The 12,502-nt window shown below is 63.5% G+C and carries 7 protein-coding genes; 3 read left to right on the forward strand and 4 right to left on the reverse strand.

Annotated elements, in window-relative coordinates:
* Nucleotides 1–2: 2 nt before the first annotated feature.
* The 3 genes from GEV01_RS16245 to GEV01_RS16255 all read right to left on the reverse strand — a co-directional run bounded on the left by GEV01_RS16245 (nt 3) and on the right by GEV01_RS16255 (nt 4,785).
* Nucleotides 3–1,703, reverse strand: a complete 1,701-nt coding sequence (locus tag GEV01_RS16245) for an alpha-amylase family glycosyl hydrolase (RefSeq protein WP_152806286.1) — start codon at nt 1,701–1,703, stop codon at nt 3–5.
* Between the two features lie 23 nt (nt 1,704–1,726).
* Entirely contained in the window at nt 1,727–3,358 is a 1,632-nt protein-coding gene (locus GEV01_RS16250) for an alpha-D-glucose phosphate-specific phosphoglucomutase (RefSeq protein ID WP_152806288.1), read from the reverse strand.
* A gap of 101 nt (nt 3,359–3,459) precedes the next feature.
* Nucleotides 3,460–4,785: an MFS transporter gene (locus tag GEV01_RS16255; RefSeq protein WP_152806290.1), complete on the reverse strand. Its 1,326-nt coding sequence runs from the start codon at nt 4,783–4,785 to the stop codon at nt 3,460–3,462.
* A gap of 175 nt (nt 4,786–4,960) precedes the next feature.
* Here GEV01_RS16255 and GEV01_RS16260 point away from each other — a divergent pair, with 175 nt between their 5' ends.
* The 3 genes from GEV01_RS16260 to GEV01_RS16270 all read left to right on the forward strand — a co-directional run bounded on the left by GEV01_RS16260 (nt 4,961) and on the right by GEV01_RS16270 (nt 10,945).
* On the forward strand, nt 4,961–7,408 hold the full coding sequence (locus GEV01_RS16260; protein ID WP_152806292.1) for a TIM-barrel domain-containing protein: 2,448 nt from the start codon (nt 4,961–4,963) through the stop codon (nt 7,406–7,408).
* A gap of 71 nt (nt 7,409–7,479) precedes the next feature.
* Nucleotides 7,480–9,315, forward strand: a complete 1,836-nt coding sequence (locus GEV01_RS16265) for a M2 family metallopeptidase (protein WP_152806294.1) — start codon at nt 7,480–7,482, stop codon at nt 9,313–9,315.
* 118 nt (nt 9,316–9,433) lie between these two features.
* The gene (locus tag GEV01_RS16270) at nt 9,434–10,945 is read left to right on the forward strand and encodes a tryptophan halogenase family protein (RefSeq protein ID WP_152806296.1); all 1,512 of its coding nucleotides are present in this window, start codon (nt 9,434–9,436) and stop codon (nt 10,943–10,945) included.
* A 6-nt stretch (nt 10,946–10,951) separates the two neighbouring features.
* On the opposite strand, the gene GEV01_RS16275 is transcribed toward GEV01_RS16270, so the two are convergent.
* Entirely contained in the window at nt 10,952–12,463 is a 1,512-nt protein-coding gene (locus tag GEV01_RS16275) for a tryptophan halogenase family protein (protein ID WP_152806298.1), read from the reverse strand.
* Nucleotides 12,464–12,502: the final 39 nt, after the last annotated feature.

Genomic DNA, 12,502 nt, shown 5'->3' on the forward strand with positions numbered 1-12,502 from the left:
GCTTACTCCTGGCCGATCAGCACCATCGCGTTCTTCGTGCCGAAATTGACGCTGTCGCCTTTGACGACAGCGGTTTTTCCGGAGTAGTAGTCCTTCACCTTCTGGCCGTTGGCAAACACGCCGTGCAGCTTGATGCTGGCGGGTTTGTCGGTCGGCAGGTCCAGCGCGACGACGACCTTGTCGTGCAGCGCGCCCTGATCGTAGGTGCGCTTGAATACATAAGGCTTGGCCTGCAGCTGCTGGTGCAGGCCCGCACCCACCGCCACGTGGACCTGGCGGAACAAGCCCACCTTGGCCCAGTGCGCGCGCACGTCGGCGATCTTGTAGCCGTCGCGCTGCGCGTTCTGCGCCAGCTCATCCCAGTTCATGAACGAACGCAGCTTGGCGTCGCCGACCGCTTCCGCCACATCGAGCCTGCGCGCGGTTTCGTCGCCGTAGTAGATCTGCGCCGCGCCGGGCGCCAGCAGCAGCTTGTTCGCGCTTTCGAAAGGCTTCTTGCGCGCGGCATCGAAGGGCTTGTCGTAGTCGTGGGAGGCGAGGTAGTTCAGCACAGAGAGACCGTCCAGCGCACCGCCGTGCAGGATCTTCGAATAGCTGCTGAACAGCGTTTCGTAATCCTTCTCCGCATCGTACACCAGGCCGAAGTTGATCAGGCTATTGAAGCCGCTCTGGTAGTAGTTGGCGGTCTGTCCGCCGCCCAGGTCGAACACCTGGCCCTGCGCGATGTTGTAGTTGAAGACTTCCGCCGTCATGTAGAACTTGTCGTCGCTGAGCTTCTTGTCGGGATTCGCGCGCTTCCAGTCTTCGTACGCCGCGCTGGCGACGGTGCCCAGTTCCTTCCATGCCTTGGCTTCGACGTGCTTGACGGTGTCGGCGCGGAAGCCGTCGACGCCGTACTTGCGCACCCAGTCCGAATGCCATTTCATCAGGTAGTAGCGCGGTGCGCGCGGATAGCCGGTGCGGGCGAAGAACTCGTTCAGCTCCTTCACCTCGCGCTCGAAGCGGCCTTCGCGCTGCCATTTGGCGGCCAGGTTTTCCGGCAGTTCGACCGGCGTATCGCTGTCGGTACGGAAGTCCGGCAGGTTTTTCACCAGCGTGCATTCGATGGTGGTCTTGGCGTCCTTGTAGGTGCACTGGGGGCCGGTGCGCACCCAGTCTTCCGGCCATACGTAATCGGTTTCCGTGACAGGGCCGGTCTGGTTCATCACCACGTCCAGCAGTACACGGATGCCGCGCGCGTGCGCGGCTTCGACGAAGTTGCGGAAGTCGTTTTCCGTGCCCAGGTTGGCGTCGACGGCGGTGAAGTCGGCGGCCCAGTAGCCGTGGAAGCCGTAGGACTTGCCTGTGCCTTCGTCGGTGCCTTCATGGATCTGCTCCACCGGCGGCGACACCCAGATCGCATTCACGCCCAGGCTGTCGAAATAGCCTTCGTTGATCTTGTTGGTGATGCCGGCCAGGTCGCCGCCCATGTAGCCGCGCAGCGGCGCGGCATCGGCCTTGCGACCGTAGGCCAGGTCGTTGCCGATATAAGCATTGTTGAAACGGTCCGTCAGCAGGAAATAGACAGTGGCGTTCTCCCACAGGAATGGCTTGCGCGCGGCGGGCTTGGCGGCGGCCGGCGCGGCATTGGCTGTGGCGGCGGTGCAGCTTGCGGCCGCACCGAGCGCCAGCGCCAGGGTCATTGCAAGGGGTGTCAATTTCATGCTGTCGTCCTTTTATCGTGGTTTTATGTGGTGACGGTCGGACGCGCGCGTCCTGTCCATCCGGTGATGCCGCCAACCTGCTCGGCGATGAGTATCAATGCGGATAAGGCCTGCTGCGTCGGCAGGTGGTGGTACACGGGATCGGCCTCGTAGCGCTCCAGGTAGACGCGCAGGGTCGCGCCCTCGGTGCCGGTGCCGGACAGGCGGAACACGATGCGCGAGCCGTTGGTCATCACGATGCGTATGCCCTGCTGCGTCGCCACCGAGCCGTCGACCGGATCGGTGTAGCTGAAATCGTCGGCGAAATCGACCACGTAGTGGCCCAGGTCCTGCCCCGCCAGCGTGGCCAGCTTGATGCGCAGGGAAGCCATGAGTTCATTGGCGGCCTTGGGGTCGACGCCTTCGTAGTCGTGGCGCGAGTAGTAGTTGCGGCCGAAGCGCGCCCAGTGCTCGCCGAGCAGCTGCTCCACCGTCTTGCCGCTGACGGCCAGCAGGTTAAGCCAGAACAGCACGGCCCATACGCCGTCCTTCTCGCGCACGTGGTCGGAGCCAGTGCCGTAGCTCTCCTCGCCGCACAGCGTGGCCATGCCGGCGTCCAGCAGCGTGCCGAAGAACTTCCAGCCGGTCGGCGCTTCATGGCACGGGATGCCCAGTGCCTGCGCCACGCGGTCGGCCGCCTGCGAAGTCGGCATCGAACGGGCGATGCCTTTCAGGCCGGCGCGGTAGCCCGGCGCCACGGCGGCGTTTGCGGCCAGCACCGCCAGGCTGTCGGACGGCGTGACATCGAACCTGCGGCCGACGATCATGTTGCGGTCGCCGTCGCCGTCGGAGGCTGCGCCGAAGTCCGGCGCATCGTCCGCCGCCATGATGGCGATCAGCTGCGCGGCGTTGACGGGGTTGGGGTCGGGATGGAGGCCGCCGAAGTCCTCCAGTGGCACGCCGTTGATGACGGTGCCCGCCGGTGCGCCCAGCATGCCTTCCAGGATCGCCTTGGCATAGGGGCCGGAGACCGCGTGCATGCCGTCGAAGCACATGCTGAAGCCGCGCCCGAACAGCGCCCGGATGGCGTCGAAGTCGAACAGGCGCTGCATCAGTTCCGCATAATCGGCGACAGGGTCGATGACCTCCACCGCCATCTGCTCGATGGTGGCGGTGCCGATGCGGTCGATGTCGATGGCGGGGGCGTCGCTGATACGGTAGCGAGAGATGTCCTCGGTGCGGTGGTAGATCGCTTCGGTCACGCCTTCCGGCGCGGGGCCGCCGGCGGCGATGTTGTACTTGATGCCGAAATCGCCATCAGGACCGCCGGGATTATGGCTGGCCGACAGCACGAGGCCACCCAGCGCGCCATGCTTGCGGATCACGCAGCTGACGGCGGGCGTGGACAGGATACCTCCCTGCCCCACCAGCACCTTGGCGAAGCCGTGCGCCGCCGCCATGCGCAGGATGGTCTGCACCGCCTCGCGATTGTGGAAGCGGCCATCGCCGCCCAGCACCAGCGTTTTGCCGGCGCAGTCGCCCAGCGTGTCGAACACGCTCTGCACGAAGTTTTCGAGATAGGAAGGCTGCTGGAAGACGCTGACTTTTTTCCGCAAGCCGGAAGTCCCCGGCCGCTGGCCAGGGAATGGTTTGGTCGCTACGGTATGTATGCTCATGTTCGCTCCGCACAGGTAAAGGGCTGTATTCACAGCCTCTGTTTTACCTGTTCGGGCAAAAAAGCGGCGCGCGAATACATGGTCACGCGAACAATATTACCTTAGTGGCCGACCGGGTCTGCCTGGTCGCGCACGGCCAGCGTCAGCACACCTGCCACCGCCATGCATACGCCGCCCAGCATCAGGGTCTTGATCGGGTGGCCGGCGAACCAGTACTTGGTGACGAAGCCCAGCAGCACGCCGCTGACGATCTGCGGGATAGTGATGAAGAAGTTGAACACGCCCATGTAGTAGCCCATGCGCTTGGCAGGCAACGCGCCGGCCAGGATCGCATACGGCATGGTCAGGATGCTGGCCCACGCGATGCCCACGCCGATCATCGGCACAAACAGCATATTCAGGTCATGGATGGCGTAGATGCTGAACAGGCTTATGCCGCCGATGGTCAGGCAGCTCATGTGCACGAACTTGCGGCTGGTGCGGCGCGCGAACATCGGCAGCACGAAGGCGGCCAGCGCGGACACGCCGCTATACACGGCAAACATCACGCCGACGTGGTTGCCCGCGTTCTGGTAGGCCACCGATTGCGCGTCGGTGGTGCCGAACACGTTTTCGCCGATGGCGTTGGTGGTGTAGATCCACATCGCGAACAGCGCGATCCAGCTGAAGAACTGCACGGCCGCCAGCTGCACCATGGTCTTCGGCATGCGGGTGAAGCCGCCCAGGATTTCCTTCAGCGCGTGGACCAGGCCCTTGCCGCGGCGCTGGTCGGCGCGGAATGCATCCAGGTCTTCCGGCGGCGTTTCCTTGGCGGTGAGGACGGTCCACAGCACGGCCAGGAAGTAGATCGCGCCGCCGCTGTAGAAGGAGTAGCGTACAGTATCCGGAATGGTGCCGCCCACCGGCAGGTTGCTCACGCCCAGATGGGTGAAGATGGTCGGCAGCAGCGAGGCGATCACCGCGCCCCAGCCGATGAAGAAGGTCTGCATCGCGAAGCCGGCAGTCTGCTGCGAGGAACCCAGCTTGTCGCCGACGAAGGCGCGGAACGGCTCCATCGAGACGTTGATGGCGCCGTCGAGCAGCCACAGGACGACGACGGCCATCCACAGCGCGGAGGAATTCGGCATCAGGAACAGCGCGATCGACGCCAGCAAGGCGCCGATGAAGAAGAAGGGACGGCGGCGGCCCCAGGTCGGATGCCAGGTGTTGTCGCTCAGGTAGCCGATAATCGGTTGCACCAGCAGGCCAGTGACCGGCGCTGCGAGCCAGAACAGGGAAAGGTCGTCGGGATTGGCGCCCAGCGTGGAGAAGATCCGGCTGACGTTGGCATTTTGCAGCGCGAAGCCGAACTGGATGCCGAAAAAGCCGAAGCTCATATTCCACAACTGCCAGAACGACAGTATGGGCTTGTTGCTGGAAGAATGCATGCTGCTGGTCCCCGACTATTTTGAATTTGTAGCAAAATAACACGCAGCTGAATACATGTCAATTGAAAGAGTTTCCCAGTAAAATAAAGGAAACAAGCCATCCCAAGGGCATGATTTTGTAGTCAAATGTAGCCAAACAACAAAATCAAAACAACCTCAGAGACCGCGAACTTACATGAAAAGCAACTCCATCGTCACACTCGCTGCCGCACTGCCGCTGCTGCTCGCCAGCCAGGCCGGCCAGGCGCAGAACGCCAGCCGCCATTTCGACAGCGCCACTCGCCGCGACGGCTCACTGGAAGTCCACACCAGCGACGGCCGCTACATCATCAAGCCCTACTCGGCGCGCATCGTCGAAACCACCTTTGTGCCGAACGGCGAGCAGCTGGACCCGGCTTCGCACGCGGTGGTGCTGGCGCCGGCCGCCGTCAAAACCACGCTGGCGACTAAACCCAACAGCATCGAATATGCCACACCCGGCATCGTCGTCACCGTTACCAAGTCGCCGTTCCAGATTTCGTATGCCTACCGGGGCAAGCGCCTGGTCGCCGAAAAACTCGGCTACATCAAGGTCAAGGACGATGCGGCCAGCGGCAGCAAGGATATCAACAAGGGCGAAGCGCGCGAACTGGAAGGCATCGAGTTCGCGCTGGAGCAGGACGAGGCGCTGTACGGCGCCGGCGAGCGCGCGGTCGGCATGAACCGGCGCGGCCACCGCTTCACGCTGTACAACAAGGCGCACTACGGCTACGGAGACAAGTCGGAGCAGATGGGCTACGCGATTCCGGTGGCGCTGTCGTCGAAGATGTATGCGATCCACTTCGACAATCCGCAAACCGGCTACCTCGATTTCGACAGCAAGCGTAACGGCAGCCTGACCTACGAAACCATCGGCGGCCGCAAGACCTACCAGGTGATCGCGGGCGACAGCTGGGAAGACGTGATCGGCAACTACACCAGCCTGACCGGCAAGCAGCCATTGCCGCCGCGCTGGGCCTTCGGCAATTTCGCGATGCGCTTCGGCTACCGCAATGAAGCCATCGCGCGCGACACCGTCAACAAATTCATCGCCGAGGATATTCCGCTCGACGCCATCGTGTTCGACCTGTTCTGGTTCGGCAAAGAGGTCAAGGGCACGATGGGCAACCTGGAATGGGACAAGGACAGCTACCCCAACCCCACCGGCATGATCGCCGACTTCCAGAAAAAAGGCGTGCAGACGGTGCTCATCACCGAGCCCTTTGTTCTCGACACTTCCAGCAAATGGCAGGAGGCGGTCGACAAGAAGGTGCTGGGCACGGACCCCGACGGCAAGCCGCTGGCCTACGACTTCTACTTCGGCCACACGGGCCTGATCGATATCTTCGGCAAGCCTGGCAAGGACTGGTTCTGGAACATCTACAAAGGCCTGCGCCAGCAAGGCGTGACCGGCGTGTGGGGCGACCTGGGCGAACCGGAAGTGCATCCGACCGCCATGCGCCACGCCACCGGCAGCGCCGACCAGGTGCACAACATCTACGGCCACCAATGGGCGCGGCTGGTGGCGGAAGGCTACCAGCAGGACTTCCCGACCGAGCGTCCCTTCATCCTGATGCGCGCCGGTTACTCGGGCACGCAGCGCTACGGCATCATCCCGTGGTCCGGCGATGTCGACCGGGGCTGGGGCGGTTTGCAGTCGCAGCCAGAGATCTCGCTGCAGATGGGCATGCAGGGCCTGGGCTATATGCACTCGGACCTGGGCGGCTTCGCCAATCCGGTGCTGGACAATGAGCTCTACACGCGCTGGTTGCAGTACGGCGTGTTCCAGCCCATCTTCCGCCCGCACGCGCAGGACGACGTGCCGCCGGAACCGGTCTACCGCGAAGACCGCACCAAGGCGCTGGCGCGCGAGGCGATCCGCCTGCGCTATCGCCTGCTGCCGTATAACTACACGCTGGGCTTCGACAACAACCAGCAAGGCCTGCCGCTGATGCGCCCCATGCTGTACGAGGAACCGGGCAACGCCAAGGTGCGCGCCATGTCCTCGACCTACCTGTGGGGCAAGGACTTCCTGGTGACGCCGGTGCTCAAGCAGGGCGCCACCACGGCCGAGGTCTACTTCCCTGCCCGCAGTGCGTGGTTCGATTTCTACAACGGCGAGAAGCACGCCGGCGGCGCCACCGAAACAGTGAAGCTGAGCGCCGACCATGTGCCGGTCTACGTGCGCGCAGGCGCCTTCATCCCGATGGCGAAGGTGGTGCAGACCACGCGCGATTATTCGACCAAGCATATCGACCTGCACTACTACCACGACGCTTCGGTCAGCGCCGGCGCGGGCAAGCTGTATGACGACGACGGCACCACCGCGCAAGCCTACGAACAGGGCAAGTACGAGCTGCTGAACTTCACCAGCAAGCTGCAGGGCCGCAGCCTGACGCTGCGCGTGGAATCGGCAGTGGGCATGCAGTACCAGCGCCCGGAACGCAGCATCGCGCTGCAAGTGCATAACATCACGGCCCACCCGTCACTGGTGCGCGTGGACGGCAAGCCGGTCATCTTCGTCTGGGACGAAGCGGCCAAGGTTTTGAACATCACGCTGCCAGCCAGCAGCCAGCCTGGCCGAAGCGTCGCCATCACCCTGTAAGCGTGTATCATTGTCGGCCATCGAATCGACCGGTTCGATGGCCTGACAAGACCATATACGGAGATAGGGAGATGCCTGTGTCATCAAAAATCATCAGCACGCTGTTCGCGCTCAGCGCCATGACAGCTGCCAGCACCACCGTGCTGGCAGCCCCCGCAAAAAAACCCACCGTCGCCGAAGCCGAGCGCTTCCTGGCCGACACCGAGGAACGCCTCAATAAGCTGAACAACGAACAGGCCAAGGGCGCCTGGGTCGGTTCCAACTTCATCACCGACGACACGGAAGCCATCGCCTCCTTCTTCGCCGAACGCTATCTGACGGCGGCCGGCGAAGCGGCGATCGCGGCCCGCCGCTTCAACGGCTTGAAGCTGCCGGAGGCATCGGCGCGCAAGATGATGCTGTTGCAGCAGACGCTGGTCTTCGCCGACGCCAAGGAACGCGAACAGTACGCGCAGTTGCAGGCGGCGATGAACGGCGCCTACGGCAAGGCCAAGTACTGCCCGAAAAACGCGGACGGCACGGCCGGCGCCTGCATGCCGCTGGGCGAGATGGAAAAAGTCCTGGCCAACAGCCGCGACGAGGCCAAGCTGAAGGAAATGTGGACCGGCTGGCACGCGCAATCGCCGGCCTACAAACAGAAATACACCGAGTACGTCGCGCTGTCGAACAAGGGCGCCAAGCAGATGGGCTTTGCCGATACCGGCGCGATGTGGCGCGCGCAGTACGACATGCCGCCTGAAGCCTTCTCCGCCGAGATGGAGCGCCTGTGGCAGCAGGTCAAGCCGCTGTACGATGCGCTGCATACCTACACCCGCTACAAGCTGCGCCAGACCTACGGCCCGGACGTGGTGCCGCTAACCGGCCCTATTCCGGCCCACCTGTTCGGGAATATGTGGAGCCAGAGCTGGAACAACCTGTATCCGCTGCTGAAGCCCGCCACCGGCGCCAGCAGCTTCGATCTGAGCAAAGTGCTGGAAGAGCGCAAGACCGACGCCAAGCAGATGACGCAGTATGCGGAGCGCTTCTACACCTCGCTGGGCATGCAGAAGCTGCCGGAGACGTTCTGGGAGCGCTCGCTGCTGACCAAGCCGCGTGACCGCGACGTGGTGTGCCACGCCTCGGCCTGGCCGCTGAACGAGAAGGATGATGTCCGCATCAAGATGTGCATCACGCCGACGGCGGAAGACTTCACCACGATCCACCACGAGCTGGGTCACATCTACTACTTCCTCGGCTACACCAAGCAGCCCTACCTGTTCCGCAACGGCGCCAACGACGGCTTCCATGAAGCCATCGGCGACACCATCGCGCTGTCGATCACGCCGAGCTATCTGCAGAAGGTCGGCCTGATGGACCAGGCGCCGGACGCCAACGCCGACATCGGCCAGTTGCTGGAGCGCGCGCTGAGCAAGGTCGCGATCCTGCCGTTCGCCTACTCGGTCGACAAATGGCGCTGGGACGTCTACTCCGGCAAGACCAAGCCGGCCGACTACGACAAGAGCTGGTGGCAGCTGCGCGAGCAGTACATGGGCATGAAGCGCCCGGTCGCCGCCGACGCCAACGGCGCAGGCTTCGACGCCGGCGCCAAGTACCACGTGGCGGCGGACGTGCCGTATGCGCGCTACTTCCTGGCCGACATGCTGCAGTTCCAGTTCCATCGCGCGCTGTGCCGCGAAGCCGGTTACACCGGTCCGCTGCATCGCTGCTCGGTGTACGACAACGCCAAGGCCGGCGCCAAGCTGCAGCAGATGCTGGCGATGGGTACGAGCAAGCCGTGGCCTGAGGAACTGAAGGCGATTTCGGGCGAGGACAAGATCGACGGCGGCGCGCTGCTGGACTACTTCGCGCCGCTCAAGACCTGGCTCGATACGCAGAACGCAGCCTTCGCAGCGGCCGAGAAAAAGTAAGCAGGAACGCTGTATTTAAGCCACAGTCCCACGATTCACAGACGCTCCAAAGTGTATGCGCCGTGTATGATTAAGCACCCCGCCAGAGGGTGCACATCATAACGACATTGGAGAGAAAATGAGTCTGGGACTGGTTAAGAATATCGTCATCGTCGGTGGCGGCACCGCAGGCTGGATGACCGCCGCCGCGATGTCGGCGCTGATTTCAAACGGCTGCAAGATACGCCTGGTCGAATCCGACGAGATATCGACCATCGGCGTCGGCGAAGCCACCATTCCCGTCATACGCGGCTTCAACCAATTGATCGGCGTCGACGAAAACGAGTTCCTGCGCCAGACGCAAGGCACCTTCAAACTCGGCATCGAGTTCGTCAACTGGAGCAAGCAGGGCGAGTCCTACATCCACGGCTTCGGCGTGATCGGCCGCGATCAGCTGCTGGCCAAGTTCTACCAGTACTGGCTCAAGCTGTACCAGGCCGGCAAGGCGCCCGGTGTGGAGCACTACTCGATCAACACCATGGCCGCCAGCATGAACAAATTCATGCGCGCCGCCAGCGACAGCGGCGATTCCCCGCTGTCCGACATCTCCCACGCCTTCCACTTCGACGCCGGACTGTACGCCAAATACCTGCGCGGCCTGAGCGAAGGACGCGGCGTGCAGCGCACCGAAGGCCGCATCGTCGATACCGTGCTGCGCGCGGACGACGGCTTCGTCGAAGCCATCGTCATGGAGAACGGCGAGCGTATCGAGGGCGATCTGTTTGTCGACTGCTCGGGCTTCCGTGGCCTGCTGATCGAAGGCGCGCTGAAAACCGGCTACGAGGACTGGTCGCACTGGCTGCCGTGCGACCGCGCCATCGCCGTGCCTTGCGAGTCGGTCAGCCCGCTGCTGCCCTACACCCGCGCCACCGCGCACGACGCCGGCTGGCAATGGCGCATCCCGCTGCAGCACCGCATCGGCAACGGCCATGTCTACAGCAGCAAATTCATGGAGCCGGAACAGGCCGAGTCCATCCTGATGAATAACCTGGACGGCAAGCCGCTGGCGCAGCCGCGCCATCTGAAGTTCACCACCGGGAAGCGCAAGCGCGCATGGAACAGGAACGTGGTCGCCATCGGCCTGGCCGGCGGTTTCATGGAGCCGCTGGAATCGACCAGCATCCACCTGGTGCAGACCGGGATCACGCGCTTGCTGATGATGTTCCCGCACCTGGGCTACGACCAGGCCGACATCGACTCCTTCAACGAGGCCACCGACAACGAATACGCCGCCATCCGCGACTTCCTGATCCTGCACTACAAGCTCAATACGCGCGAAGGCAAGCCGTTCTGGGACTACTGCCGCAACATGGAGATTCCGGCGACGCTGCAGCGGCGCATGGATCTGTACCGCAGCAACGGCCGCATCGTGCGCGCCAGCGATGAACTGTTCACCGAAACCAGCTGGCTACAGGTGATGCACGGCCAGGGCCTGCGCGCCAAGGGCTACCACCCGCTGGTGGACCAGCGCTCGGAGGCGGACATCGCCGCCTTCCTGGCCAACGTCAAGGATGTGGTGCTGCGCTGCGCCGAACACATGCCGACGCACGAGGAATACATCGCCTCGTGCTGCGCAGCGCCGAAGATGTAGGAACGATCAGCGCCGGGTCGCCGCGCAGTGCTGCGCGATGTACTCGGCGTGGTCCGGCATGTGCTGCACGCACTGGCCGATAACGTCGCGGATGCTCTCCAAATACTTCTCCGCCTCTTCCACCGGCAGCAGGTCCACCAGCGGATCGTAGCCTTCCGGCTTCAGGTTCTGGCCGTGCATGACCTGCAGCCATCCGGCTTCCGCGAACAACTCGTTATCGAAGCGCACCACACGGCCACGCGCCCGGAACAGATCGAGCTTGTGCTGTAGCGAGTCCGGCACCGGCATCGCCGCGCACTGCTTCCAGAAATCGGAATCGTCGCGCTGATTCAGCTTGTAGTGCAGGATCACGAAATCGCGGATGCGCTCATATTCGAAGCGGCTCTGGCGGTTGTACTCGTCCACCTCCAGCTGGTTGAAGCCGCGGTCCGGAAAGAACTGCACCAGCCGCGCGATCGACGACTGGATCAGGTGGATGCTGGTCGATTCCAGCGGCTCCAGGAAGCCGCTCGCCAAACCCATCGCCACCACGTTCTTGTTCCAACCCAGCTTGCGCATGCCGGTGCGGAACTTGACCATGCGCGGCTCGGCCAGCGGCTTGCCATCCAGGTTGGCCAGCAGGATGCGCTGCGCTTCCTCATCCTCCATGAAGGCGCTGCTGTACACATGGCCGTTGCCGGTACGGTGCTGTAGCGGTATGCGCCACTGCCAGCCGGCGCGGTGCGCGGTGGCGCGGGTATAAGGCGTCAGCGGGCTGACCGATTCGCACGGCACGGCCAGTGCGCGGTCGCACGGCAGCCAGTGGTTCCAGTCTTCGTAGCCGGTCTTCAGAGCGCCTTCGATCAGCAGGGCGCGGAAGCCGGAGCAGTCGATGAACAGGTCGCCCTCGATACGCTCGCCCGATTCCATCACCACCGCATCGACATAACCATCGTCGGCGCGCTGCGATACCTGCGCGATCTTGCCCTCGGTGCGGCGCACGCCGCGCTGCTCGCTCACCGTGCGCAGATAGCGCGCATACAGGCTGGCGTCGAAGTGATAGGCGTAGGCGATGTCGGACAGCGGCGAGTTGGCCAGGTCGCGGCGCGGCGGCATGAACTTGTTGTGGCGCGCAGCCATGCGGGTGATCGAGTATTCATCCAGCTCGCGGGCCTTGCCCAGGCCGCGCAGGCGCTGCCAGTACTGGTCGAAGCGCACCGTCCACAAGTCCTGCCCCAGGACGCCGAAGCCGTGGATGTAGCGGTCGCCCACCCTGCCCCAGTTGACGAACTCGATGCCCAGTTTGTAGCTGCCCTGGGTGGCCTTCATGAATTCCGCTTCATCGATGCCGGCCACCTGGTTGAAGCGCTGGATCATCGGTATGGTGGCTTCGCCGACGCCGACGATGCCGATTTCGTCGGACTCCACCAGGCGGATGTTGTACTGCCCGCGCAGGATGGTGGACAAGGCGGTGGCGGTCATCCAGCCGGCGGTGCCGCCGCCGACGATCACGATGTTCTTGATAGCTGCTTGCTGCATAAGTCAGGCTCCAAAACGGAACAACCCCGACGAAGCGGG

The organism is Rugamonas rivuli, assembly GCF_009380165.1.
GTDB classification, from domain to species: domain Bacteria; phylum Pseudomonadota; class Gammaproteobacteria; order Burkholderiales; family Burkholderiaceae_D; genus Rugamonas; species Rugamonas rivuli.